This window comes from Streptomyces sp. NPDC024698, assembly GCF_055559015.1.
In genome coordinates this window covers 40,077-65,721 of record NZ_JBVHLK010000018.1, presented here as the reverse complement: position 1 = coordinate 65,721, position 25,645 = coordinate 40,077, and the positions used below count along the sequence as shown (strand labels likewise).

General features: G+C 70.9%; 19 protein-coding genes. 10 read left to right on the top strand and 9 right to left on the bottom strand.

Annotation, left to right across the window (positions count from 1 at the left end; genetic code table 11):
- Nucleotides 1-2: 2 nt before the first annotated feature.
- The 5 genes from ACZ4AA_RS29790 to ACZ4AA_RS29770 all read right to left on the bottom strand — a co-directional run bounded on the left by ACZ4AA_RS29790 (nucleotide 3) and on the right by ACZ4AA_RS29770 (nucleotide 8,301).
- Nucleotides 3-1,778 (bottom strand): branched-chain amino acid ABC transporter permease, encoded by a 1,776-nt coding sequence (locus ACZ4AA_RS29790; protein WP_467609722.1) that lies wholly within the window; start codon nucleotides 1,776-1,778, stop codon nucleotides 3-5.
- 5 nt (nucleotides 1,779-1,783) lie between these two features.
- Nucleotides 1,784-2,716 carry a branched-chain amino acid ABC transporter permease gene (locus ACZ4AA_RS29785; RefSeq protein ID WP_339128771.1) on the bottom strand — a complete coding sequence of 311 codons (933 nt, stop codon included), beginning with the start codon at nucleotides 2,714-2,716 and terminating at the stop codon, nucleotides 1,784-1,786.
- A gap of 195 nt (nucleotides 2,717-2,911) precedes the next feature.
- Complete coding sequence (locus ACZ4AA_RS29780; RefSeq protein ID WP_467609721.1) at nucleotides 2,912-4,117, bottom strand: branched-chain amino acid ABC transporter substrate-binding protein; 1,206 nt, start codon at nucleotides 4,115-4,117, stop codon at nucleotides 2,912-2,914.
- Between the two features lie 1,381 nt (nucleotides 4,118-5,498).
- On the bottom strand, nucleotides 5,499-5,960 hold the full coding sequence (locus tag ACZ4AA_RS29775; RefSeq protein ID WP_467609585.1) for a PaaI family thioesterase: 462 nt from the start codon (nucleotides 5,958-5,960) through the stop codon (nucleotides 5,499-5,501).
- A gap of 61 nt (nucleotides 5,961-6,021) precedes the next feature.
- Entirely contained in the window at nucleotides 6,022-8,301 is a 2,280-nt protein-coding gene (locus tag ACZ4AA_RS29770; protein ID WP_467609583.1) for an FdhF/YdeP family oxidoreductase, read from the bottom strand.
- A 176-nt stretch (nucleotides 8,302-8,477) separates the two neighbouring features.
- Between ACZ4AA_RS29770 and polA the strand changes: the two genes are divergently transcribed.
- Together polA and ACZ4AA_RS29760 are read left to right on the top strand one after the other, a co-directional pair.
- Nucleotides 8,478-11,204, top strand: coding sequence for a DNA polymerase I (gene polA, locus ACZ4AA_RS29765; RefSeq protein WP_467609581.1), 2,727 nt, complete (start codon nucleotides 8,478-8,480; stop codon nucleotides 11,202-11,204).
- 348 nt (nucleotides 11,205-11,552) lie between these two features.
- The gene (locus ACZ4AA_RS29760) at nucleotides 11,553-12,296 is read left to right on the top strand and encodes a hypothetical protein (protein ID WP_467609579.1); all 744 of its coding nucleotides are present in this window, start codon (nucleotides 11,553-11,555) and stop codon (nucleotides 12,294-12,296) included.
- Here ACZ4AA_RS29760 and ACZ4AA_RS29755 read toward each other — a convergent pair.
- Nucleotides 12,217-13,071 carry a DUF4184 family protein gene (locus ACZ4AA_RS29755; protein WP_467609577.1) on the bottom strand — a complete coding sequence of 285 codons (855 nt, stop codon included), beginning with the start codon at nucleotides 13,069-13,071 and terminating at the stop codon, nucleotides 12,217-12,219. The two genes, ACZ4AA_RS29760 and ACZ4AA_RS29755, sit on opposite strands and share 80 nt — an antisense overlap.
- A gap of 243 nt (nucleotides 13,072-13,314) precedes the next feature.
- Here ACZ4AA_RS29755 and ACZ4AA_RS29750 point away from each other — a divergent pair, with 243 nt between their 5' ends.
- The 3 genes from ACZ4AA_RS29750 (at nucleotide 13,315) to pgfA (ending at nucleotide 16,409) form a co-directional block, all read left to right on the top strand.
- A complete protein-coding gene (locus ACZ4AA_RS29750) occupies nucleotides 13,315-15,075 on the top strand; it encodes a lytic transglycosylase domain-containing protein (protein ID WP_467609575.1) in 1,761 nt (586 codons plus the stop codon).
- Nucleotides 15,076-15,256: 181 nt separating this feature from the next.
- Complete coding sequence (locus ACZ4AA_RS29745) at nucleotides 15,257-15,391, top strand: SPW_0924 family protein (protein WP_398395208.1); 135 nt, start codon at nucleotides 15,257-15,259, stop codon at nucleotides 15,389-15,391.
- A 25-nt stretch (nucleotides 15,392-15,416) separates the two neighbouring features.
- Nucleotides 15,417-16,409 carry a cell envelope lipid trafficking protein PgfA gene (gene pgfA / locus ACZ4AA_RS29740; protein ID WP_467609573.1) on the top strand — a complete coding sequence of 331 codons (993 nt, stop codon included), beginning with the start codon at nucleotides 15,417-15,419 and terminating at the stop codon, nucleotides 16,407-16,409.
- On the opposite strand, the gene hrpB is transcribed toward pgfA, so the two are convergent.
- Nucleotides 16,399-18,996: an ATP-dependent helicase HrpB gene (hrpB, locus tag ACZ4AA_RS29735; RefSeq protein WP_467609571.1), complete on the bottom strand. Its 2,598-nt coding sequence runs from the start codon at nucleotides 18,994-18,996 to the stop codon at nucleotides 16,399-16,401. The two genes, pgfA and hrpB, sit on opposite strands and share 11 nt — an antisense overlap.
- Nucleotides 18,997-19,149: 153 nt before the next feature.
- Nucleotides 19,150-20,010, bottom strand: coding sequence for a class I SAM-dependent methyltransferase (locus tag ACZ4AA_RS29730; protein ID WP_467609569.1), 861 nt, complete (start codon nucleotides 20,008-20,010; stop codon nucleotides 19,150-19,152).
- Between the two features lie 319 nt (nucleotides 20,011-20,329).
- On the opposite strand from ACZ4AA_RS29730, the gene rpsA reads away from it, so the two are divergent.
- The 4 genes from rpsA to ACZ4AA_RS29710 all read left to right on the top strand — a co-directional run bounded on the left by rpsA (nucleotide 20,330) and on the right by ACZ4AA_RS29710 (nucleotide 24,058).
- The gene (gene rpsA / locus ACZ4AA_RS29725) at nucleotides 20,330-21,835 is read left to right on the top strand and encodes a 30S ribosomal protein S1 (RefSeq protein ID WP_355767860.1); all 1,506 of its coding nucleotides are present in this window, start codon (nucleotides 20,330-20,332) and stop codon (nucleotides 21,833-21,835) included.
- 166 nt (nucleotides 21,836-22,001) lie between these two features.
- Nucleotides 22,002-22,940, top strand: a complete 939-nt coding sequence (locus tag ACZ4AA_RS29720; RefSeq protein WP_467609567.1) for a PAC2 family protein — start codon at nucleotides 22,002-22,004, stop codon at nucleotides 22,938-22,940.
- 78 nt (nucleotides 22,941-23,018) lie between these two features.
- Nucleotides 23,019-23,627, top strand: a complete 609-nt coding sequence (gene coaE / locus ACZ4AA_RS29715; RefSeq protein ID WP_467609565.1) for a dephospho-CoA kinase — start codon at nucleotides 23,019-23,021, stop codon at nucleotides 23,625-23,627.
- A 50-nt stretch (nucleotides 23,628-23,677) separates the two neighbouring features.
- Nucleotides 23,678-24,058, top strand: coding sequence for a tetratricopeptide repeat protein (locus ACZ4AA_RS29710; RefSeq protein ID WP_467609563.1), 381 nt, complete (start codon nucleotides 23,678-23,680; stop codon nucleotides 24,056-24,058).
- A gap of 145 nt (nucleotides 24,059-24,203) precedes the next feature.
- Here the strand turns inward: ACZ4AA_RS29710 and ACZ4AA_RS29705 are convergent, their stop codons facing one another.
- Nucleotides 24,204-24,515 carry a DUF6343 family protein gene (locus ACZ4AA_RS29705; protein WP_467609561.1) on the bottom strand — a complete coding sequence of 104 codons (312 nt, stop codon included), beginning with the start codon at nucleotides 24,513-24,515 and terminating at the stop codon, nucleotides 24,204-24,206.
- Between the two features lie 92 nt (nucleotides 24,516-24,607).
- Here ACZ4AA_RS29705 and ACZ4AA_RS29700 point away from each other — a divergent pair, with 92 nt between their 5' ends.
- Nucleotides 24,608-25,594, top strand: a complete 987-nt coding sequence (locus ACZ4AA_RS29700; RefSeq protein ID WP_467609559.1) for an acyltransferase domain-containing protein — start codon at nucleotides 24,608-24,610, stop codon at nucleotides 25,592-25,594.
- Nucleotides 25,595-25,645: the final 51 nt, after the last annotated feature.

The window sequence follows — 25,645 nt, the reverse complement described above, 5'->3', positions numbered from 1 at the left end:
GGTTACGCCCCTGCCTTGGTGACGCCGACGGTGGAGTCGGGCAGGCCCTGTTCGGGGATGTGGACGGGTGTTTCGTCGCTCTCGTGGAATTCGAGCTGGCGGCGGCGGTTGGCGATGATGCCTTCGGGCCGGAAGCGCATGAGGACGACGAGGGCGATGCCGAAGGCGAGGAGCTCGTACTCCTTGAGGAAGCTGAGCTTCTCGGGGAGGAGGTAGAGCAGGGTGGCGCCGAGGATCGGTCCGTTGACCGTGCCCATGCCGCCGAGAACGACCGCCGCGAGGAGGAAGGCGGAGTTCGGGGGCACGGAGCCGGCGAACTGGTACGGCGCCGGGTTGACGCTGTAGCCGACGTGCGCGCTGACGGTGCCGGCGAGGCCGGCGAGGGAGGCGCCGAGGGCGAAGGCGATGAGCTTGACGCGGAAGCCGTTGATGCCCATGGCGGTCGCGGCGGTCTCGTCCTCGCGGATGGCGATCCAGGAGCGGCCGATGCGGGAGTCGGCGGCGCGGTTGAAGACCACGACGACGATCGCTGTGATGAGCAGCATCAGCAGGAAGTAGTTCGCGAAGCGGCCGAGGGGGAAGCCGAGGATGTTGTGCTCGGCGCCGAGGTTGAACCCGAAGATGTTGAGGTCCGGGATCATGGAGATGCCGTTGGGGCCGTTGGTGAGGTTGGGGCCGGAGGTGCCGTCCATGTTGTTGACGGCGATGCGGAAGATCTCTCCGAAGCCCAGGGTCACGATGGCGAGGTAGTCGCCGCGCAGGCGCAGGGTGGGGGCGCCGATGAGGACGCCGAAGACGAGCGACGCGGCCATACCGGTGAGCATGGCGGCCCAGAAGGGGAACTGGACGCCGGAGAAGCGGGAGAACTCGGAGCCGGAGACGAGGGCCGCGGCGTAGGCGCCGACGCCGAGGAAGGCGACGTATCCGAGGTCGAGGAGTCCGGTGAGGCCGACGACGATGTTGAGGCCGAGGGCGACGGTGGCGACGACGAGGATGTTCACGCCGAGGTTGGAGTTGTGCTCGTTGTTCGCGAGGAACGGGAAGGCCGCCGCGGCGAGGAAGGCCATGCTGGTGGCGAATCCCTTGTGGCGGGCGTTCAGCTGCGCGAAGCGGTCGAAGAGTCCGGCGGTGAGCAGGGCCCAGGCGCCGAAGACGACGAGGAGCAGGTAGCCCAGGAACGTTTCGCTCGCGTCGGGGTCGACGCCGATGCCGTAGTTGAAGACGATCAGTGCGACGGCGGTGGCAGCGGTGACGACGAGGCGCTCGCCCCAGGCCGGCAGCTTGGCGGCCGGAGGGATGAGGTCGGGCTTGGTGAGGTAGTCCTTGAGCGTGTTCCCGGGCTTGGGGAGTGCCAGGGTGCCGAGGAGGGCGACGAGGGAGCCGACGGCGGCGACGTAGGCGCCGGGGTCGAGTGCGACGAGGCCCTTGAGGTCGACGGCGATGGCGATGGCGCTGAACCAGCTGACGGCGAACGCGGAGGCGGCGGCGAGGACGACGGGCTGGGTGGCGCCGGCCGGGTTGAGCCAGCCGAGGCCGCGGACGTTGAAGAGGGTCAGGGCGAAGAGGAGCGTGAGGACGCCGGCGACGATGTCGAGGACCTGGAGTCCGGCCGGGGAACCGTAGTAGGTGAGGTCCCCGGGGAAGTCGGACGTGTAGGTCCAGGACATGAAGGTGCTGGCGATGGTGGCGAGGGCGCCGATGGCGATGAGGACGCGGGCGGCGCTCTCGGGGAGTGCGATCAGGCCGCGCTCGGGGGTGGTGGTCTCGGTGGTTGCCATGGTGCTCACGCCCTGTCCGCGACGCGTTCGCCGACGAGGCCTTGTGGCCTGAACAGCAGTACGAGGATGAGGAGTACGAAGGCCCACACGGAGGACCAGCCGCCGCCGCCGAGCTGCTGCATGCCGGGGATGCCGTCGATGTAGCTGGTGGCCATGGTCTCGGCGAGGCCGAGGACGAGGCCGCCGATCATGGCGCCGTAGATGTTGCCGATGCCGCCGAGGACGGCCGCGGTGAAGGCCTTGAGGCCCATCTGGAAGCCCATGTCGTACTTGACGGTGCCGTAGCGCAGGCCGTACGCGACTGCCGCGACGGCGGCGAAGAAGCCGCCGATGGCGAAGGCGATGACGATGATGCGGTTGGTGTCGATGCCCATGAGCTGCGCGGTGTCGGGGTCCTGGGCGGTGGCCTGCATGGCGCGGCCGGTGCGGGACATGCTGACGAAGAGCGCGAGGGCGGCCATGCACAGGGGCGCGGCGACGATGACGAAGACGCTGCCGCTCTGGATGCTGACCGAGCCGATGTGCCAGGGACCGAAGGGGAGCTGAGGGAACGTCAGGTCGGTCTTGGCGTTCGGGTAGGCGTTGAAGACGACCTGCTGGAGTGCCAGGGACAGGCCGATGGCGGTGATGAGGGGGGCGAGGCGTGGCGCTCCGCGCAGGGGGCGGTAGGCGAAGCGTTCGGCCCCGACGGCGATGAGGACGGAGACGATTCCGCCGCCTATCAGCATCGCTGGGAGGGCTATCCACATGGATGTGCCGTTTGGCAGAACGTAGAGGTAGACCGAGAGTGCGCCGAAGCCGCCGGTCATGAAGATCTCGCCGTGGGCGAAGTTGATGAGCTGGACGATGCCGTACACCATCGTGTAGCCGATGGCGATCAGCCCGTACATCGAGCCGAGGAACAGCCCGTTGGCCAGCTGCTGCGGCAGGGTGTTCACCGCGTGGCCTCCATGTGGTGGGGAGAGTTGAGCAGGGCGTATGGAGCGGGCCGCGCGGTGACGTGTGGTCGTGGCCGCGCGGCCCTGGGTTGTGCTGAGGGCGTGGCCGGTGGATCGGACCGTGCGGGCGGTGCCGCTAGGGGCGCCGCCGCCTGGTGTCGGACCGATCCACCGGGGTGGCCCGGGTGTTGCTGATCAGCCGCTGAACGTACCGCTCTTGACGGCCTTCCACTTGCCGTCGACGACCTGGTAGACGGTGAGCTGCTTGTTGGTGGTGTCGCCGTACTCGTCGAAGGAGACGGGGCCGGCGATGCCGTCGAACTTGGTCTTCTGGACCTCGGAGACGATCTTGGCGCGGGCGCCGTCCGGGATCTTGCCGTCCTTCACGACCGCGCCGATGGCCTTGATGATGGCCGTGGCGGCGTCGTAGGAGTAGCCGCCGTACGTGCCGTAGTCGCCCTTGAGGCCGGAGGCCTTGTACTTCTTGATGAAGTCGGCGGCCGAGGCGAGGGAGTCGACGGGCTGACCGACGGAGGTGGCCAGGTCACCCTCGGAGGTCTTGCCGGCGGTCTGGATGTAGGTGTCGCTGAACATGCCGTCGCCACCGAACAGCGGGATCTTGACGCCGCCGTCCTTGAGCTGCTTGGTGAGCTTCTCGGACTCGTCGTACTGGCCGCCGTAGTAGACCAGGTCGGCCTTGGCGTTCTTGATCTTGGTGACGAGCGCGGAGAAGTCCGTGTCGCCGGTGTTGACGTGGTCCTCGCCCGCGAGCTTGCCGCCGGCCTTGGTGAAGCCGGCCTTGAAGAGCTTGGCGAGGCCGGCGCCGTAGGTCTGCTTGTCGTCGACGACGTACACCTTGCGCTTCTTCAGCGTGTTGTAGGCGTAGTCGGCCGCGAAGCCGCCCTGGAGGGCGTCGGTGGTGGCGGTGCGGAAGTAGGTCTTGAACGGGCGGGTCTTGGAGGTCTGCCAGTTCTTGCCCTGCGTGAGCTCGGGGGCCGTGTTGGACGGCGAGATCTCGACGAGGTTGGCGGTGTCGAAGACCTGCTGCATCTGGGTGGCGACGCCGGAGTTCAGCGGGCCGACGACGCCGAGGACCTTGTCGTTCTGGACGAGCTGGGTGGCGTTGGCCTGGCCGGAGGCCGGGATCGCCTTGTCGTCGAGCGCCTGGACCTTGAAGGTCACACCGGGAACGGTGTTGTTCTTGTTGGCGTCGTCGACAGCGATCTGGACGCCGCCCTGGATGCCGAGGCCGGTGGCGGAGTTCTGACCGGTCAGCGGCGCGTCCACGCCGATGATGATCTCGGTCTTCTTGTCGCTCTTGCTGTCGCCGCTGTTGTCGCGCGAGCCGCAGGCGGTCAGCGTGAGTGCCCCTGTCGTGAGCACGGCGGTGAGTATGACCATGGAACGCTGTCGCACGTTGAATCCTCTCCCTGGCGCGGCACCCCAGGGTGGGGGCCGTGTCTATCGCCGGGCCGTACTGGATGAAGCAGGGCCGTGCAGTGACGCGCCCGGCGGCGCGGTGACTGGCCGTGACTATAAGCGCAGGTTGGGGGGGTGGGGAGGAGCGTGGGGAAGGCTGTGACGCTCTTGTTATCCGGGGGGTGCCTCGCGGGGCGTGGGGCGGACGATCGGAGCATTTCGGCGTGTTGGTCGGAGGCGGTTGTGTGTTCGCATGGTGAGAACGCGCTGTTCCGGGTTGATGGCGGATACCGGAAGCTGAACGCGTGACGGCGGGTCGGGGTGCCGTCGGGGGCGTGGTGCGGCGCGGGGAATGATTTATTGCGGCAGAGGTAACCGACTGTTACCGCCGTGTGAGGCGGTCGCCGGTGCCCTGGCCGGGTGAAGTGGGTGTGGGGGAGGGCGTGTTGGGGAAGCGGGGGGCGCGCGGGCCGGTCCGCGCTTCTTGTCGCCCGGTGCCGCCGAGGTGAGGCTTTGCTGTCGCTGTGCGTTGTCGTCGCCGGTGCGCAGGTCGGGGCGGGGCGCCTCGGCGGCGGGCGTGGGGCGGGCGCGGTCGTATACGGCGCCGCGCAAGGTGACGAGCCAGGGATTTCCGGCCCTCACTGTCAGTGGCAGCGGAGGGTCGGCGCCACGTTCAACTCGGGCTGTCCGAAGCCTGTTTGCCGGGTGTCGACGGCCGCCGTCGCCCTTGAAGCGGAAGCAAGTGGCCGAGGTGCGGGGACCGTTGCGGCGGAGGCGGGCGGTGCCCGGCGGTCACGGGCGGTGGTCGCGGGCGGGCGCGCTCGCGGGGCGACGGGGTGATGCCGTTGCGATTGCGACGCGTGTCTGAAGGGTGTGGCTGCCAAGGGCGCGGTACGGGGCGGGAGTTCACCCTTCCGGGAGCTTGACGCCGGGAACCGCGCCTCGCGGCGGCGGATGCGCCCAGGCGCGTCTCTGCTGGGCCTGGGGAACCCAGGGGGCTCCGGGCCGCGGCCGAGCCCGGAGGGCCTGTGAATCCTCGGTGATCCGGTGATCCGGTGATCCGGTGGCGCGGTGGCGCGGTGGCGCGGTGGCGCGGTGGCCCAGAGCCCCGGTGACCCGGAGCTCTGGGGCAAGGCGGCCTCAGGGGCCAGAAGGCGAGGTGACGCGGAGCCGCGGTGAGCCAGTGGCGAGGTGGCCCCGGAGCCAGGCGGCGCGGTGCCCCAGTGCCCGGGAGGCCGGAGCCCCCGAGCCCGGAGCCCGGTGACCCGGCGGCGCGGGGCCTTGGCGGCGCGATGCCTCGGCGGCGCGGGGCCCCGGCAGTGCGGGCCCCGGGCAGCCTGGACCCCCGGGTTCCCGCCCGGTGTCAGCCCTGGGGCGCGTCCTTGAGGATGCAGGTGAGGCGGGCGCTACAGACCCGCTTGCCGTCCTCGCCGGTGATGACGATCTCGTACGTGGCCGAGGTGCGGCCGCGGTGGACGGGCGTGGCCACGCCGGTGACGAGGCCGGAGCGGACGCCGCGGTGGTGGGTGCAGTTCAGGTCGACGCCGACGGCGATCTTGGTGATGCCGCCGTGGAGCATGGCGCCGACGGAGCCGATGGTCTCGGCGAGGACGGCGGAGGCTCCGCCGTGGAGCAGGCCGTAGGGCTGGGTGTTGCCCTCGACGGGCATGGTGCCCACGACGCGGTCCGCGGAGGCCTCGGTGATCTGGACGCCCATGCGGTTGCCGAGGTGTCCCGCGGAGAACAGCGCCGGCAGGTCGACGCCGAGCGCGGCGTACTCGTCGATGACCCCTTGCGGGAACTTCGGGGTGTGCTGTTCGCCCATGGGGTCCGGCTCCGTTCGTCGGTCACCGCTTCGTCGCGGTTGTCTCCTGCTGAGCGAACGCTCAGTCGGCTGTCGATTGTTCCAGACGGACGACCACGGATTTGCTGGCGGGGGTGTTGCTGGTGTCGGCGGTCGAGTCCAGCGGGACCAGGACGTTGGTCTCGGGGTAGTACGCGGCGGCACAGCCCCGGGCGGTGGGGTAGTGCACGACGCGGAAGCCGGGCGCGCGCCGTTCGACGCCGTCCTTCCATTCGCCGACGAGGTCGACGTAGGAACCGTCGGCGACACCGAGCTCGCGGGCGTCGTCGGCGTTGACGAGGACGACCCGGCGGCCGTTCTTGATGCCCCGGTATCGGTCGTCGAGTCCGTAGATGGTGGTGTTGTACTGGTCGTGGGAGCGCAGGGTCTGAAGGAGCAGGCGGCCCGCGGGGAGTTCGGGGTGTTCGACGGGCGCGGCGGTGAAGTTGGCCTTGCCGGTGGCCGTCGGGAAGCGGCGTTCGTCGCGGGGGGCGTGGGGGAGGGCGAAGCCGGCGGGGTCCGCCACGCGCGCGTTGAAGTCGTGGAAGCCGGGGATGACGCGGGCGATGCGGTCGCGGATGGTCGCGTAGTCCTTCTCGAACTCTTCCCAGGGGGTGGCGCTGGTCTCGCCGAGGACCCTGTGGGCGAGGCGGGCGACGATGGCGGTCTCGGACAGCAGGTGGGGGCTCGCGGGCTCCAGGCGGCCGCGTGAGGCGTGCACCATGCCCATGGAGTCCTCGACGGTCACGAACTGTTCGCCGCTGTCCTGGAGGTCGCGTTCGGTGCGTCCGAGGGTGGGCAGGATGAGGGCGCGCGCGCCGGTGACGACGTGCGAGCGGTTGAGTTTGGTGGAGACGTGGACGGTCAGCCGGGCGCGTCGCATGGCCGCCTCGGTGACGTCGGTGTCGGGTGAGGCGGAGACGAAGTTGCCGCCCATCGCGAAGAAGACCTTGGCGTCGCCGTCGCGCAGGGCGCCGATGGCCCGGACGACGTCGTAGCCGTGTTCGCGGGGCGGTTTGAAGCCGAACTCCTTCTCCAGGGCGTCGAGGAAGGCGGGGGCGGGGCGTTCGAAGATGCCCATGGTGCGGTCGCCCTGGACGTTGGAGTGTCCGCGGACGGGGCAGACGCCGGCGCCGGGGCGGCCGATGTTCCCGCGCAGCAGCAGGAAGTTGACGACTTCGCGGATGGTGGGGACGGAGTGCTTGTGCTGGGTGAGGCCCATCGCCCAGCACACGATGGTGCGCTGTGAGGCGAGGACCATGTTCAGGGCTTCGTCGATGCTGTCGCGGGTGAGGCCGGTGGCGGTGAGGGTCTCGTCCCAGTCGGCGGCGCGGGCGGCCCGGGCGAAGTCCTCGAATCCGTGGGTGTGTTCGGCGACGAACGTCTCGTCGACGGCGCCCTCCGTGTCGAGGACCAGTTTGTTCAGCAGGCGGAAGAGGGCCTGGTCGCCGCCGATGCGGATCTGGAGGAAGAGGTCGGTGAGGGCTGCGCCCTTGACCATGCCCTGGGGGCTCTGCGGGTTCTTGAAGCGTTCCATGCCCGCTTCGGGCAGCGGGTTGACGGTGATGATCTTCGCGCCGTTGCTCTTGGCCTTCTCCAGGGCGGAGAGCATGCGCGGGTGGTTCGTGCCGGGGTTCTGTCCGGCGACGATGATCAGGTCCGCTTTGTACAGGTCCTCCAGGAGGACGCTGCCCTTGCCGATGCCGATGGTCTCGTTGAGTGCGGAGCCGGACGACTCGTGGCACATGTTCGAGCAGTCGGGCAGGTTGTTCGTGCCGAGTTCGCGGGCGAAGAGCTGGTACAGGAACGCCGCTTCGTTGCTGGTGCGGCCCGAGGTGTAGAAGAGCGCTTCGTCGGGGGAGCCGAGCGCGGCGAGTTCCTCCGCGACGATGTCGAAGGCGCGGTCCCAGCCGATCGGCTGGTAGTGGTCGGCGCCTTCGGGCAGGTACATGGGCTGGGTGAGGCGGCCCTGCTGGCCGAGCCAGTAGCCGCTGCGGTCCGCGAGGTCGGAGACGGGGTGCGCGGCGAAGAAGTCGGGGGTGACCCGGCGCAGGGTGGCTTCCTCGGCGACGGCCTTGGCGCCGTTCTCGCAGAACTCCGCCTTGTGCCGGTGCTCGGGTTCGGGCCAGGCGCAGCCCGGGCAGTCGAAGCCGTCCTTCTGGTTGACGCGCAGGAGGGTCAGCGCGGTGCGGCGGACGCCCATCTGCTGCTGGGCGATGCGCAGGGTGTGGCCGATGGCGGGGAGTCCGGCCGCGGCGTGCTTGGGCTCGGCTACCTGTGGAGCGTCCTGGACCGGATCGCTTTTCGGCGGCTTGCTGGCCATCGCTGAACCCCTTCGCGTGCGCACGGCGGTGTGCGTGTGTTCGTACCTCTTCCCTCTTCGATCCTCGCACGCGTGGCCGACAGCGCTGCCCGTGGGTTGGGGGAATCCAGGGCGGGAGGGCGAGCACCGGGCCGGGACGGTCCGCGTTGTCAGTGGGCCGTGGCAGGATCGGGGGTGTGGCAGAGACAGCATCGAAGCAGACCGAGAAGACCGCAGGTACGGGCCGCCCGCGCCTGATGCTCATGGACGGGCACTCGCTGGCCTACCGCGCGTTCTTCGCGCTGCCCGCGGAGAACTTCACCACCGCGACGGGTCAGCCGACGAACGCCATCTATGGTTTCGCGTCGATGCTGGCGAACACGCTGCGCGACGAGGCGCCCACGCACTTCGCGGTGGCGTTCGACGTCTCGCGCAAGACGTGGCGTTCCGAGGAGTTCACCGAGTACAAGGCGAACAGGTCGAAGACCCCGGACGAGTTCAAGGGGCAGGTCGAGCTGATCGGTGAGCTGCTGGACGCGATGCACGCGCAGCGGTTCGCGGTGGACGGGTTCGAGGCCGACGACATCATCGCGACGCTCGCCACACAGGCCGAGGCCGAGGGTTTCGAGGTGCTGATCGTCACGGGCGACCGTGACTCGTTCCAGCTGGTCTCGGAGCACACGACGGTGCTGTATCCGACGAAGGGCGTCTCGGAGCTGACGCGGTTCACTCCGGAGAAGGTCTTCGAGAAGTACGGGCTGACGCCGGCGCAGTATCCGGACTTCGCGGCGCTGCGCGGTGACCCGTCGGACAACCTGCCGGGCATTCCCGGTGTGGGGGAGAAGACGGCCGCGAAGTGGATCAACCAGTTCGGTTCGTTCGCGGAGCTGGTCGAGCGGGTCGAGGAGGTCAAGGGCAAGGCCGGGCAGAATCTGCGGGACCATCTGGAGGCGGTGAAGCTCAACCGCCGTCTCACGGAGATGGTCAAGGACGTCGAGCTGCCCCGGACGGTGGCGGATCTGGAGCGGGCCGCCTACGACCGTACGGCCCTGGCGATGGTCCTGGACACGCTGGAGATCCGTAACCCCTCGCTGCGTGAGCGGCTTCTGGCCGTCGACCCGGGGGCCGCGGAGGCCGAGGAGGCACGGCCTGTCGTCGAGGGCGTCGACATCGACGGGGCGGTGCTGGGCGCGGGCGAGCTGGCGCCGTGGCTCGCCGAGCACGGCGCCGGGGTGCTGGGTGTGTCCACGGTCGACTCGTGGGCGCTGGGTTCGGGGTCGGTCGCCGAGGTGGCGATCGCGACGGGCGCCGGTCCTGCGGTGTGGTTCGACCCCTCCCGGCTGGACGAGCCGGACGAGAACGCGTTCGCCGCGTGGCTCGCCGACTCCGGCCGGCACAAGGTGATGCACAACGCCAAGGCTGCGATGAGGGTCTTCGCCGAGCACGGCTGGACCATCGAGGGCGTGACGATGGACACGGCGCTCGCCGCCTACCTGGTCAAGCCGGGGCGTCGTTCTTTCGCGCTGGACGCGCTGTCCCTGGAGTATCTGGGCCGGGAGCTCGGGCCGGCCGCCGCTGCCGACGGACAGCTCGCCTTCGGTACGGACGAGCAGGCGGAGGCCGACGCGCTGATGGCGCAGGCCCGCACGGTCCTCGATCTGGGGGAGGCGTTCGGGGAGAAGCTCCAGGAGGTCGGCGCGGCGGATCTGCTGCGTGACATGGAGCTGCCCACGTCCAGTCTGCTGGCGCGCCTCGAGCGGCACGGCATCGCGGCGGACCGGGCGCATCTTGAGGCCATGGAGCAGATGTTCGCCGGCGCGGTGCAGCAGGCGGTGAAGGAGGCGCACGCGGCGGCTGGGCACGAGTTCAACCTCGGCTCGCCCAAGCAGCTCCAGGAAGTCCTCTTCGGTGAACTGGCCCTGCCGAAGACGAAGAAGACGAAGACGGGTTACACGACGGACGCGGACGCGTTGGCCTGGCTGGCGACGCAGACCGAGAACGAACTTCCCGTGATCATGCTCCGCCACCGTGAGCAGGCCAAGCTGCGGTCCACGGTCGAGGGCCTGATCAAGACGATCACGGCGGACGGACGGATCCACACGACGTTCAACCAGACGGTCGCGGCGACCGGCCGGCTGTCGTCGACGGACCCGAACCTCCAGAACATCCCGGTGCGCACGGACGAGGGCCGCGCGATCCGCCGCGGCTTCGTCGTCGGTGAGGGCTTCGAGTGCCTCATGACCGCGGACTACAGCCAGATCGAGCTGCGGGTGATGGCCCATCTGTCCGAGGACGAGGGGCTGCTGGAGGCGTTCACCTCCGGCGAGGACCTGCACACCACCGTCGCCTCCCAGGTGTTCTCGGTGGAGCGCACCGCGGTCGACGCCGAGATGCGGCGCAAGATCAAGGCGATGTCGTACGGCCTCGCGTACGGGCTGTCGGCGTTCGGTCTGTCGCAGCAGCTGAACATCGAGGCGGGCGAGGCCCGTGCGCTGATGGACACGTACTTCGAGCGCTTCGGCGGCGTACGGGACTATCTGCGCCGGGCGGTCGACGAGGCGCGGGCCACGGGCTACACCGCGACGCTCTTCGGGCGCCGCCGCTATCTGCCCGATCTCAACAGCGACAACCGGCAGCGCCGTGAGGCGGCCGAGCGGATGGCTCTGAACGCGCCCATCCAGGGCACGGCGGCCGACATCGTGAAGATCGCGATGCTGAACGTCGACCGGGCGCTGCGCGAGGCGAAGCTCGACTCCCGCATGCTGCTCCAGGTCCACGACGAAATCGTTCTGGAGATCGCGCCCGGTGAGCGGGAGCGGACCGAGGAGCTGCTGCGCCGCGAGATGGCGTCCGCGGTGCGGCTCGACGTCCCGCTGGACGTCTCCGTCGGCGCGGGCCGCGACTGGGAGTCGGCGGCCCACTAGACATCGGGCGCCGCCTTCACCGGAGGGCCGGGAACCGGACACCGCGAGGTGCCCGCCCCGGCCCTCCGGCGTTTCCGGCCTGGCCCCGGCCCTCCGGCGTTTCGGGCCCGTCCCGGCCCTCCGGCATGTCCGGCCCTCCGGCATGTCCAGCCCGTCCCGGCCCTCCGGCATGTCCAGCCCTGCATCGGCCTCGCTGGCTTTCGGCCCTGCACGGAATTTCCAGCCCCCCGCCGGGGATCTTCGTCCCCGCGCGAGGTGTCCTCGCGTTCGCGAAGGCACGGCCCGGGGCATCACCCGCGTGGCTCGCACGGGGCGCCCCGGCCCGGGGGGTGCCGTAAGGATGCGGGCATGGGTATACGCACGCTGCACCGCCGTACGGCCATGGCCACGACCGTGGTGGTCGCGACCGCGACGGTGGCCGCGGCCGTCGTCCCGGTGCTGCTCGCCCCGGTGCCCGCGGTCGCCGTGGGGGCGGGCACCGCCCAGTTGCCGGGGCGGGGCCCCTCCTCGCGTGAGGAGGATCGCGAGGAGGATTTCGGGGCCCGGTTGTCCCGCGATCTTCAGGCGGCGCTGTCCGCGAGCCCGGGGACGGTCCTGGTGTCGGTGCGCGACGACCGGGAGGACGCCGGGGCCCGCGCCACGGCCGGTGAGCTGTCGCGGTGGCCCGCGGTGGTCTCCGGCCTCCGCTCGATCCTGACGGCGGGCGCCCACCGCGTCCGGGAGCTCGCGCGGCTGCGAGACGGCCGGCGCCGCAGGGCGTTCTTCGGGCTCCCGCGCGGACTGGGGGCGCACATCTCGACCGGCCGGCTGCCCCGGACCGCGAACGGCGGCCGTGTCCATGGCATCGGCTCGTTCTCCGGCCCGGCCCGCAGTTACCGGATCATCGTCCTGTCGTACGACCATCCGACGAGGTCGTACGGCGCCCGTGTCATGGAGCGGGTCGCCCGGGCCGTCCACCGGAGCCTCGGTCAGGGCCGTGGCCTGCTCCGCGCCCTCGCCGCCGGTACCCCGGTCAGCGAGAGGCGGGACGGCTCGGCTCCGTACGCGCCGCGGCGGGGCCGGGACGAGCCGGAGCGGGACGCCAGATCCTGACCGCGGCGACGTACAGGCACAGACCGATGACCAGACCGGCGCCCCCGCCGAAGCAGAGCGGCGGAATGAGCTCCCACGGCTTGGCGACGGACTTCCAGTACGCCCACCACCGCACCGCCCGCTGCACGGCGGCGGCCAGCGTGAGGCCGCCGATCACCGCTGCGGCCAGCCTGCGGTCGGCGGTGGACAGGACGGGCACCGCGACGGCGGGGCCGTCCGGCGCGCGCCGCAGCGCGCGCACCACGAAGGTCACGATCACGACGGCGGCGAGGGCCGAACTGCCGTACTGGACGTACCAGTAGAGCGGCGAGCCGGCGAGGGTCCGTCCGAGGACGGGGAAGAGCTGCACTCCCCACCGGTCGTGATGGGTGAACGCGTCCCACACGACATGGGTCAGCGCACCGAGTGCCGCGGAGACGTACCACCACAGAACGGTCGGCGCGCGCACCGGCTCGCGCACGGCTCCGCAGCGCACGAGCTGTGCCGTGCGCCCCTGTCGTGCCGCGGGCATCAAGGCCACCAGCGGTTCGCGCAGGACCAGCCAGGCGCCGACGAGCATCCATGCGATGAGCACATCGACGGTGAACACGCCGGTGAACGCATGGGTGAACGTGCCGAACTCCATCGCCCCGGGCACCGCGCTGGCCGCGTAGTAGGTCATGTCGGGGGCGAAGGAACCCGCCACGAGAACGGCGGGAATCAATCGGCCGCGGCCGTTTCCGTTACCGCGTATTGCGGGCAGTACGGCGGCCGCGTGACTGAGAGTGAAGGGCAAATCGTCCCCCTGTGTCACCTGTTGACCGACTGTGTTCGGTCAGTTGATCACCAGGGGCCAGTATGCGGGACGGCGGTACATGGCCAACTGGTGAATATCGGGCGCGAACAGGTCCCTGGGCGACGGAAGTTGTCGTAGGGTCACCTGGGTTGCCGTGCGGGGGAGCACGGCCGGAAGCAGCGGCATTGCACAGGTCTGAGGGACGACAGGCTGGGCCGGTCGTCGGTGGGAGGGGTTCACTCAATGGCGGCGCAATTCGGCAGGAGGCTGCGCAAGGGCGCGGCAACCACCGCTGTGGCCGCGGCCGCGGTCGCGGCTCTGTCCGCTTCCCAGGCCCCGGGAGTGATCGTCGACGACCACGGCAGACAGTCGGCGGGGGCCGACCTCGGTCTGGGCACGGGCGACACGGGCGGTGACGGCACCGCGACCGGCAACGGGCGTTACTACACGGATCTTCCGCCGCTTCAGAGCCCGAACCCCGCGCCGAGCGCGAGCGCGGGGGGTGACACGCCGGCGGCCACGGGGACCGCGGAGGCGGGTATCCCCGCGACGGTGCTGGCCGCCTACAAGCGGGCCGAGGCCTCGCTGCGCGAGGCGAAGCCGACCTGCAATCTGCCCTGGCAGCTGCTGGCCGCGATCGGCAAGGTCGAGTCGGCCCAGGCCCGCGGCGGCCGCGTCGACGCGAACGGCACCACCCTGTCGCCGATCCTGGGGCCGGTCCTGGACGGCTACGGATTCGCCAATATCAAGGACACCGACCACGGCGCGTTCGACGGTGACAGCACGTTCGACCGGGCTGTCGGGCCCATGCAGTTCATCCCCTCCACCTGGGCGTGGGCGGGCCGCGACGGCAACGGCGACGGGAAGAAGGACCCCAACAACGTCTACGACGCCGCGCTGGCCGCCGGGCACTACCTGTGCCGCTTCGACCACGACATGGCGGTCCAGGCACAGCTGAACGCGGCGATCCTCAGCTACAACAACTCGACGGCCTATCTGAACACCGTCCTGTCGTGGCTGGAGTACTACCGCAAGGGCACGCACGAGATCCCCAACGGCACCGGCACGCTGCCCTCGCACCACAGCGACGAGCCCGCCTCGCCGAGCCCCACGCCGGTGCAGCCGTCCCCGCCGGGCAGCCCCCGCCCCGGCGGCACGCCGACGCCACCCGCCTCGAAGCCGACCCCGCCCGCCACCCCGACGTCGCCGCCCACGACGCCCCCGGCGGGCACTCCCACGACGCCCCCGGCGGGCACTCCCACGCCGACGCCGACGCCCACCGAGACGGTGGACCACCTGACGAACGCGGGCGCCGGGAAGCTGACGGCGACGGCCGGGGCCACCTTCGCGCAGAAGATCGCGGTGCGCACCGACGACAAGGCCGGCAAGCCCGTGGCCAAGGTCCGGGTGCGGTTCACCATCGTCGGCGACACCGACGCCACCTTCGCCGGCGGCGAGAGCGTCGCCACGATCGTCACCGACAGACTCGGCACCGCCACCGCGCCCGCGCTCACGGCCGGTGAGAAGACCGGCGACTTCACCGTCCGCGCGACCGTCGTCGGCCGCATCATGGCCGGCCTCGACTACACCGCGAGTGTCACCGCCCGCCAGGCCGACACCCTCACCCGCACCGGCGACACCGCCCTGACCTGTGTCCCGGGCGGCGAGTTCGCCGACCAGATCGCGCTGAAGGCCACCTACAAGGGCGCCGCCGCGGGCAAGGTCGCCGCGACCGCGACCCTGGTCAAGTCCGCCGACGATCCGACCGAGAACGACAAGGGCCCCTACTTCAAGGACGCCGACGGCAAGCCCGTCCGCACCCTGGCCGCCCTGACCACCGACGCCGACGGAGCGCTCCAGCTCCCCAAGCTCTACGCCGACGACACCACCGGCACCTACCTCCTGCGCGTCACCACCACCGGCGGAGCCACCCTGACCGTCGAACTCACCGTGGCGGCCGCAACTGACACCGCCACTCCCACGGCCTCTCCCACCGCCTCCTAGGGGCCTGTCCGACACTTCGCGCCGTCACCCGGGCGGCCCGAGGTCGCCTCCAGGGCGTCCTCCCGGCTCACGCCGCGAGGGCGCCCTGATCCGTTGCGGTGCGACGTGTTCTCATCTCGCCCCGCCATTGCTACGGTGCCGGACCTGACGCTGTATCAGCTCCTGGCCCCGGGAGGCCCGCATGCGTGCCCTCATCGCCGCCGCGACCGGTCTTGCCGCGGCGCTCGCGCTGGTCCTGACCATCACGGCCATGGGCTCGCCGGCCGGACACACCTCGCCGAAGCCGCTGCTCACCACCGTCCCCCAGCACCCCTGACGCACGCACCGGGAGGGCCGTCGAGATGCGCCGCAAGGCAAGCCTGATCCTGCTCGCGCTCGCCGTGTTCTTCGCGGCGCTGTCCCCACTGCTGCGCTGGTACGCCTTCCCGCGCCTGGCCAAGATCCCCGCCGGCCAGTACCAGGACATGGTGCTGGAGGCGAAGGACGCGACTCTTCTCGACTACGGCACCATGCAGGCCAGGAAGGTCTCCAAGGTCACCGTCGTCCAGACCCTCAAGGGCAACGTCGAGGCCTCCGAGAAGATCGAGCGGACCGCGGGCCGTGACGTCGTCGTCTGGGACTCCCTGTCCTACGTCCAGGGCCCCGACGGAAAGATGGTCTCCAAGCTCCCCGAGCGCTACATCTTCGACGCGCACAGCCAGGAACCCGTCCACGCCACCGGCGAGTCGGTGGACGGCGACCCCGTCACCCGCCAGGGCATCGAGTTCAAATGGCCCTTCAGGACCGAGAAACGGGACTACGAGTACTTCGACGCCCAGACCCGCACCTCGGCGCCCATCCACTACAAGGGCACCCGGACCTTCCGGGGCGTCGACGTCTACTACTTCGAGCAGACCATCCCCTGGACCAAGGTGGCGTTCCCCAAGGTCATGCCCGTCCAGGGGGTCACCCCCGAGTCCCTCGCCAAGACCGGCACCACCCGCTGGTACACCACCGTCCGCAAGTTCTGGGTCGAGCCGGTGACCGGGGCACCCGTCTACGGCGAGGAGATCCACAAGGAGGAGCTGCGCGGCGGCACACTCCTGGGCGGCCGGGACAAGGTGACCGCCTTCTCCGGGGACGTGAAGATGCGCGAGGACTACATCCGGCACACCGTCGACCTCGTCAAGTCCAACCGCACCCTCGTCCTGATGATGACGTCCTATCTCCCCTGGGGCTTCCTGATCCTCGGCGTGGGCCTGCTGTCCCTGGCGCTGTACCTGGAGGCCCGCGGACGCAGGCCGGGCGAACCCACGCCCGCCCCCGCCGCCGACCCCGAGCCCGTCAGCGCCTGAGCCGCGCGTTCGTGTACCGCGTCGGCTCGGCGGTCGCCGGGTCCTCGGGCCACGGGTGCTTGGGATAGCGGCCGCGCAGCTCCGCCCGTACGCCCTTGTAGCCGTCCTTCCAGAAGGACGCCAGATCGGCGGTCACGGCGGCGGGCCGGCCCGCGGGAGACAGGAGATGCACGAGCACGGGCACCCCGGCCAGGGCGGGCGACGCCTGGAGCCCGAACATCTCCTGGAGCTTCACGGCGAGCACCGGCTGCGCCGGATCGGTGTAGTCGACGCGGATCCTCGACCCGCTCGGCACCTCGATCCGTTCGGGCGCGAGCTCGTCGAGCCGGGCGGCCTCCCCCGTGGCCCAGGGCAGCAGCCGGTTCAGCGCCTGCCCCGCCTCGATCCGCGCCAGGTCGGCCCGGCGCCGGGCCCGGCTCAGCTCCGGCTCCAGCCACTCCTCCACGCGCGCGTGGAGGGCTTCGTCGCGGACGTCCGGCCACGGATCACCGAGCCGCAGGTGAAGGAACGCGAGCCGCCGGCGCAGTTGCTCGGCGTCCTGCGACCACCGCAGCAGACCGAAGCCCTCCTCCCGCAGTCCTTCGAGCAGCGCCTCCCGTACGAGTCCGGGGTCCGCGTCGCGCAGCGGTCGCACGGCCAGCTCCACCGCCCCCAGCCGCTCCACCCGCCGGGCGACGACATCGCCGCCGGCCCAGTGGACCTCCTCGCCCTCGCCGTACAGACCGGCGGCGGCCCGCCGTGCCGTCGGCTCGTCGATCACCGCCGCGAGCCGCACGCGCGCGTGCCCCCTGCCGACGGGTCGGTCGGCGACCGCCACCGCGATCCAGGGAGCACCGCGCAGCACGGACCCCTCACCGGCGTCGGCGCGTGTCCCGCCGACCATCAGATGGGAGCCGCCCCGCAGGTGCGCGACGCGTTCGGGGAAGGCCAGCGCGGCCACGAGCCCGGCGACCCGGTCGTCCCCGACCGCCACGCCGTCCCCCGCGGGATTCGGTTCCCCGGCCCGTGGGCTCGGCGAAGCGTGCGAGGTGCCCGGAGAAGAAGGGGAGCCGGATCGGCTGGGGGAGGAGCCGGAGGAAGCGCCGGTGGCCGCCGAGCGGAGGCGGCGGGACTCGGCGCGCCAGCGGGCCGCGTAGGCGTCGCCGCCGCGCCGGGCGGTGCGCCAGGCCGCCGCCAGGTCGTCGCCGTACTCGCGCGGGGGTTCCTCGCTCAGCAGCGCGACCACGTCGGCGGCCCGCGCCGCGCCCACCAGCGGGGTCGCGTCCAGCAGGGCCCGCGCCAGCCGGGGGTGCAAGCCCAGGCGGGACATGCGCACACCGCGTTCCGTGGCCCGCCCCGCGGCGTCGACCGCGCCCACGGCAGACAGGACCGCCCGGGCCGCCGCCATCGCCCCTCCCGGCGGCGGATCGAGCAGGGCGAGCCCCGTCGCCCCGGCATCGCCCCAGCAGGCGGCCTGGAGCGCGAACGCCGTCAGGTCGGCCACCTTGATCTCGGGGGACGGGAACGGTGTCAGACGGCCGTCCTCCGCCTCCGCCCAGCACCGGTAGACCGTGCCGGGAGCCTCACGTCCGGCCCGCCCGGCACGTTGACGTCCGGCCGCCTGCGAGGCCCGTACGGTCGCCAGGGCGCTCAGCCCGCGCGCGTGGTCCACCCGCGGCTCGCGCGCCAGCCCCGAGTCCACGACCACGCGCACCCCCGGGACCGTCAGCGAGGACTCGGCCACCGAGGTGGAGAGGACCACCCGGCGCCGCGCACCGGCCGTCAGCACCGCGTCCTGCACGGCCGCCGGAGCCCGCCCGTGCACCTGGAGGACATCGACGTCCCCGACACCGCCCAGCTGCCCGGCGACCCGCGCGATCTCCCCGACCCCGGGCAGGAAGCACAGGACGTCACCCCGCCGCTCGGCCAGCGCCCGCCGCACCGTGGACGCCACATGCGTCAGCAGCGCCGGGTCCACCCGCATCCCGTGCGGCGGCCGTACCGGGCGCGCGGGCGGCGCCCACACCGTCTCGACCGGATACGAGACACCCTCGGCCTCGACGACCGGCGCGTCGCCCAGAAGGCGCGCCCAGCCCCCGGCGTCCGTCGTCGCGGACGCGGCCACCAGCCGCAGTTCGGGACGGAGCGCGGCCCGCACGTCCAGCAGGAACGCGGCCACCGTGTCGGCGTCGAGGTGCCGCTCGTGACACTCGTCGAGCACGACCACGTCCACGCCCGCGAGCTCCTGGTCCCGCTGAAGCCGCTGGAGCAGGACCCCGGTCGTGACGACCTCCACGCGCGCGCGGGGGCCGACCACCCGCTCCCCACGCACCGTGAAGCCCACGCTCTCCCCGACCGCCTCGCCCAGCAGCCACGCCATCCGGCGGGCGGCGGCGCGCGCCGCGATCCGCCGGGGCTCGGCCACCACCACCCGTCGCGCCGGCCGCCCGTCGTCCAGGAGGCCCGCCAGGGCCAGCGGCACCAGCGTCGTCTTGCCGGTGCCGGGCGGTGCCACCAGCACCGCGCCGCCGTGCCCCTCCAGGGCCTCGTCCAGGGCGGGCAGGGTGCCGCGCACGGGCAGCGCGTCCAGGGCTTCGTAACGGATCACGCCCTCAGTCTCGTACGAGCGCCAGACCGGCCGCGCACGAACCCGGGGGACGGCGTCCACGCGCGCGTGCCGCATCCCGGTACGACGAAGGGGAGCCGGTCCGGCTCCCCTTCGTCGCTGTTCTCACCGCCTGTTCCGCGGGGACCGTGTACGTCAGTCCCGTTCGCACACGAAGATCGCCGTGCCCGGGACGAGGTTGCCGCGCAGCGGGGACCAGCCGCCCCACTCCTGGGTGTTCCAGGCGGGCCACTCGGGCTCGACGACGTCGAGCAGGCGGAAGCCGCCGGCGACCACGTCACGCACCCGGTCGCCGAGTGTCCTGTGGTGCTCCACGTAGACCGCGCGGCCCTCCTCGTCCTGCTCCACGTACGGGGTGCGGTCGAAGTAGGACGCCGACACCGACAGGCCCTCGGGGCCCGGCTCGTCCGGGAACGCCCAGCGGACCGGGTGCGTGACGGAGAAGACGAAACGCCCTCCGGGACGCAGCACCCGGCGGACCTCCCTCAGCACCAGTACCGGGTCGGCGACGAAGGGCAGCGCCCCGTACGCCGAGCACGCGAGGTCGAAGGAACCGTCCTTGAACGGCAGGGCGCTCGCGTCCGCCTCCACGAGGGGCACAGTGCCCCCGATGCGCAGCGCGTGCTGGAGCTGGCGGTGGGAGAGGTCCAGGGCCACCGGGCGCGCGCCCTGTCCGGCCAGCCAGCGCGAGCACTGTGCCGCGCCGGCGCCGATCTCCAGGACGTCCTTGTCCTTGAGGTCCTCCGCGGGGCCCAGCAGCTCGGCCTCCACCTCGTCGAGACCCTCGGGGCACCACACGAACCTGTCGTCGCCGAGGAACGTGCCGTGTTCGATCTGGTAGTCGTCCGCGTTCCGGTCCCACCAGCCCCGATTCGCCCGAGAACTCTCGATGAGGTCCGCGTCACGTCGGGTGGCTTCCGGTTCGAACGGTTCGGGCTCTTGGATGATCGGCTCCCTCGTCGTACTCTTCCGTTCAACCCGTCTCGGGCGTGTCACTACAGGGGCTTCCTAGCCCCCGCGTGGCCTTGTGAGACAGGTCTTGTGCCGGGATTGCGGCGATCCGCCCCGGGTGTGCGCCTTCGCGCATTGACCCTGCCCGGCTGCCCCCGTATGCTACAAGTTGCGCTGCGGGCCTGCGCTCCTCAGACGTAGCAGGCTGTGCTCGCATCTGTATGTATGTCCCCTCGGTTTTCGAGGCGCCTCCGGCTGTGCCGGGTCGGGCGCTTCCTTCACTGTCCGGCTTCTACAGGGCGAAACGGGCTCCCGGCGTAAGCAGTACCTACGACTCACTGTCCGTACCGGAGCCCTTTCCCACATGACGAGCAGCACCGAGACCACCTCTACCACGCCGCAGGTAGCGGTCAACGACATCGGTAACGAGGAAGCATTCCTCGCCGCGATCGACGAGACGATCAAGTACTTCAACGACGGCGACATCGTCGACGGCGTCATCGTGAAGGTCGACCGGGACGAGGTCCTGCTCGACATCGGTTACAAGACCGAAGGTGTCATCCCGAGCCGCGAGCTCTCGATCAAGCACGACGTCGACCCGAACGAGGTCGTCAAGGTCGGCGACGAGATCGAAGCCCTTGTTCTCCAGAAGGAGGACAAGGAAGGCCGCCTGATCCTCTCGAAGAAGCGTGCCCAGTACGAGCGCGCCTGGGGCACCATCGAGAAGATCAAGGAAGAGGACGGCATCGTCACCGGCACCGTCATCGAGGTTGTCAAGGGTGGTCTCATCCTCGACATCGGCCTCCGTGGCTTCCTGCCGGCTTCTCTCGTCGAGATGCGCCGTGTCCGCGACCTCCAGCCCTACGTGGGCAAGGAGCTCGAGGCGAAGATCATCGAGCTGGACAAGAACCGCAACAACGTGGTCCTGTCCCGCCGTGCCTGGCTGGAGCAGACCCAGTCCGAGGTTCGCCAGACGTTCCTCACCACCCTCCAGAAGGGTCAGGTCCGCTCCGGCGTCGTCTCCTCGATCGTCAACTTCGGTGCCTTCGTGGACCTGGGTGGCGTCGACGGTCTGGTGCACGTCTCCGAGCTCTCCTGGAAGCACATCGACCACCCCTCCGAGGTTGTCGAGGTCGGCCAGGAAGTCACCGTCGAGGTCCTCGACGTCGACATGGACCGCGAGCGCGTCTCCCTGTCGCTCAAGGCGACGCAGGAAGACCCGTGGCAGCAGTTCGCCCGGACGCACCAGATCGGTCAGGTCGTCCCGGGTAAGGTCACGAAGCTCGTTCCGTTCGGTGCGTTCGTCCGCGTGGACGAGGGCATCGAGGGTCTGGTCCACATCTCCGAGCTGGCCGAGCGCCACGTGGAGATCCCGGAGCAGGTCGTCCAGGTCAACGACGAGATCTTCGTCAAGGTCATCGACATCGACCTCGAGCGTCGTCGCATCAGCCTCTCGCTGAAGCAGGCCAACGAGTCCTTCGGTGCCGACCCGGCCTCGGTCGAGTTCGACCCGACCCTGTACGGCATGGCCGCGTCGTACGACGACCAGGGCAACTACATCTACCCCGAGGGCTTCGACCCCGAGACCAACGACTGGCTCGAGGGCTTCGAATCCCAGCGTGAGGTGTGGGAGAACCAGTACGCCGAGGCGCAGCAGCGCTTCGAGCAGCACCAGGCTCAGGTCATCAAGTCCCGCGAGGCCGACGCGCAGGCCGAGGCTGAGGGTGCCAGCACCTCCAGCGCGGCTCCGGCCGCCTCCGGTGGCGGTGGCGGTTCCTACTCCTCGGAGTCGGACGACAACTCCGGCGCCCTGGCGTCGGACGAGGCGCTCGCCGCCCTCCGCGAGAAGCTCGCCGGCGGCCAGAGCTGAAAGCTCACCGCTAGCAAGTAGCTGAAAGAAGCGGGCCCGCACCGATCCGGTGCGGGCCCGCTTCGCTGTCGCCGGGCCCACTTCGGTCCCCGGTCGCGGCACGGGACGGGAATGTCGGCGCTCCATGCCACGTTGTGCAGTACGAACACGAGGAGGAGCGGTCACAGTGCTTGATCCGCAGGGTTTGTACGCATGGGAGCCGAAGGGCCTGGCCGTGGTCGACATGGCGCTGGCCCAGGAGTCGGCCGGTCTTGTCATGCTCTACCACTTCGACGGATACATCGACGCGGGCGAAACCGGTGAGCAGATCGTCGACCGGGTGCTCGACTCGCTGCCCCATCAGGTCGTGGCCCGCTTCGACCACGACCGGCTCGTGGACTACCGCGCGCGCCGTCCGCTGCTGACCTTCAAGCGCGACCGCTGGACGGAGTACGAGGAGCCGACCCTGGAGGTGCGGCTCGTGCAGGACGCCACCGGCGCGCCCTTCCTGCTGCTGTCGGGACCCGAACCCGACACCGAGTGGGAGCGCTTCGCCGCCGCCGTCCAGCGGATCGTGGAGCGGCTCCAGGTCCGCCTCCTGGTCAATTTTCACGGCATTCCCATGGGTGTTCCGCACACCCGCCCGGTGGGCCTCACCCCGCACGGCAACCGCACCGACCTGGTGCCCGGACATCGCAGCCCGTTCGACGAGGCGCAGGTCCCCGGAAGCGCCGAGTCGCTCATCGAGTACCGCCTCATGGAAGCGGGCCACGACGTACTGGGCGTCGCCGCCCATGTGCCCCACTACATCGCGCGCTCCCCGTACCCGGACGCGGCACTGACCGTCCTGGAGTCCATCACGGCCGCGACCGGCCTGGTGCTCCCCGGGATAGCGCACGCCCTGCGGACCGAGGCGCACCGCACGCAGACCGAGATCGACCGCCAGATCCAGGAGGGCGACGAGGAACTCGTCGCGCTCGTCCAGGGACTTGAGCACCAGTACGACGCCGCCGCGGGCGCCGAGAGCCGCGGCAACATGCTCGCGGAGCCGGTGGACATCCCCTCGGCCGACGAGATCGGCCAGGAGTTCGAGCGTTTCCTGGCGGAACGCGAAGGCGAGGCCTGACCTCCTCCTTCCCGGGCTCCCGAGGTGTCCGGGCCCCGGACGGAGGGACTGTCAGTGGCAGGCCCTAAGCTGCCAGGCATGCTGAAGGTGGGCCTGACCGGCGGTATCGGCGCCGGAAAGAGCGAAGTCTCACGACTACTCGTCGAGCACGGCGCGGTGCTGATCGACGCCGACAGGATCGCGCGGGAGGTCGTCGCGCCCGGAACTCCCGGGCTGGCGGCGGTCGTCGAGGCCTTCGGCGAGGACGTGCTGACTCCGGACGGCGGTCTGGACCGGCCGAAGCTCGGCTCGATCGTCTTCGCCGACCCGAAGAAGCTCGCCGTCCTGAACTCGATCGTGCACCCCCTCGTCGGCACGCGCTCGCGCGCCCTGGAGGACGCCGCTCCCGAGGAGGCCGTCGTCGTCCACGACGTGCCGCTGCTCGCGGAGAACGGTCTGGCCGCTCTGTACGACCTCGTGATCGTCGTCGACGTCCGCCCCGAGACGCAGCTCGACCGCCTCGTCCGGCTGCGCGGCATGACCGAGGAGGACGCCCATGCGCGTATGGCCGCCCAGGCCTCGCGTGACAAGCGTCTGGCGATCGCGGACATCGTCATCGACAACGACGTGGCGCTGAAGGACTTGGAGCGGCGCGTACGGGACGTATGGGCCGATCTCGTGCGCAGAGCCCGCTCGCCCCAGGAATAGCGTCCCTCCGGAGGGGCGTTGAACCCTTGCAGCGAGGGAAGGACTCTGCCGTGCCCGAGACCAGCGGATCGATCGGACGTACTCCCGAGACGCACGTCATCGACTTCCGCGCCGCCGAGCAGTTGCTCGCCGCGCGCGACCCGCGGGGTGCGGTGAAGCTGCTCGACTCCGTCATCGCCGCCCACCCGGAGAACACCGCGGCCCGGCTGCTGCGCGCGCGTGCCTTCTTCGCCGCCGCTCAACTGCGGCCCGCGGAGCTGGAGTTCACGATCGTCCTGGAGCGTGAGCCCGACAACGCCTTCGCGCATTTCGCGCTCGCCCGCACCTATGAACGCCAGCGGCGCCCCGAGCAGGCGAAGCGGCACTTCAGACTGGCGGCCGCGCTCGACCCGAAACCGCAGTATCTGCAAGCCGCGCGCTTCGACTCCTAGCGTCGGCGCGCGCGACCGGGCTCATCGCGCGGCCGGACTCCGCGCGCCGCCGGGCTCAACGCACGGCCGGACCCACAGGGCGCCACAGGCGGCGCGCGACCGCGGGAGGCGGCGCCCGTTCCCGCGACGCGTCCGCCGGGCCGGTTCAGGGGTGCGACGGCCTCGACGGCCGACGCCGCTCCGGCGGCCGGTATCCGCGCCGCTCGTCCACGGGCTCGTACGGTGGGACGTCGCGGCCCGGCTGGTAGTGCGGGCCCTGCCTGATGTGCCGAAGGATCATGGTCATGTCGACCGTGACGATCATCCACAGCACGGCGCACGCGGCCGCCCATCCGGGCCGTCCCACCAGGATGAACGCGACCGTCCCGAAGATGGCCCAGATCAGGCCCCAGACGCTCAGCCAGAAGCGCATCCGCAGAGCACTGCGCGCTGTGGCCGGTTCACTGCCCGTACGCATCAGGATCACCACTCCTACGAGAAAACGTACTCTTCGTGGTGCACGTTCACCAAGGGAGAGCGGTCGCCCGACGGCCGCCGGGGGAGGCGACGGTGCTGCTGGAAGTGCTGCGGGCGGACGCGAGGACCGCCGAGTGGCTCAGAGACCTGGAGAGCGAGGGCGGCGATCCCCGGGAGGCGGTGCTCCCGGACGCCGACGCGCTGCCCGACATCCTGCTCGACCTCTCCGTGCCCCATGAACACATCAACGACCTCGTCGCCCTGCGCGCCCGGCTCGCCGAAGATCCCGAGGCCATGACCCTCCTCGCGCGCTGCGTCACCCGCTTCGTGCGGGACATGGGGGGCATAGGGAAGGGCTGGGAGCCGCCCGCCTTCCCCGAGGCGACGGGGCTTCTCGGACGCTGCTTCCATCTGTACGTCTTCATCGTGGCGCTTCCGTACGTCCGCGCCCATCACCGGCAACGCGGGGTGCCCGAGGACGTCTCCCGGCGCACGCTCGCCGATCTCGGCCGGCATGTGTCCGTGCACCACAGAAGGGCCGGCGGCCCCGGACTGCTGTTTCCCTGGTGGATCGCCCTGCACTTCCACGGCGAGCTGTACCAACTGGGCCGGCTCCAGTTCCAGCGTGTGCTGCTGGGGCGGCGCACGGCCGCGGCCCTCGCGGCGGCGGGGCCCGCCCCGGACCCCGGCACCCTCTGTCTGAGCCTGCACATCACCGACTTCCGCGGCCCGCTCTCCCCCGCGGCGTGCGACCGTTCGCTCGCCCTGGCCCGGGAGTTCTTCGCCCGCCACTACCCCGAAGAGCGCCACGAGACGGCCGTCTGCGACTCCTGGCTGCTCGACCCGCAGCTGAGGCGCTATCTGCCGGCCGACTCCAACATCGTTCGCTTCCAGGACCGCTTCCACCTGCTGCACGAGGAGCGGGCCGCGGACGACACCCTGCCCATCGGCTTCGTCTTCGGCGATCCGGACCTCCCGCTCGGCGAACTGCCGCGCCGCAACAGCGTCGAACGCGCCGTGGCCGACCATCTGCGCGAGGGCGGCCACTGGTACGGAGGACGCGGCTGGTTCGCGCTCTAGGACAGGTCCACCGACTCCCGTCCGCCCGGCAAGGTGAACTGTCGGACAGGC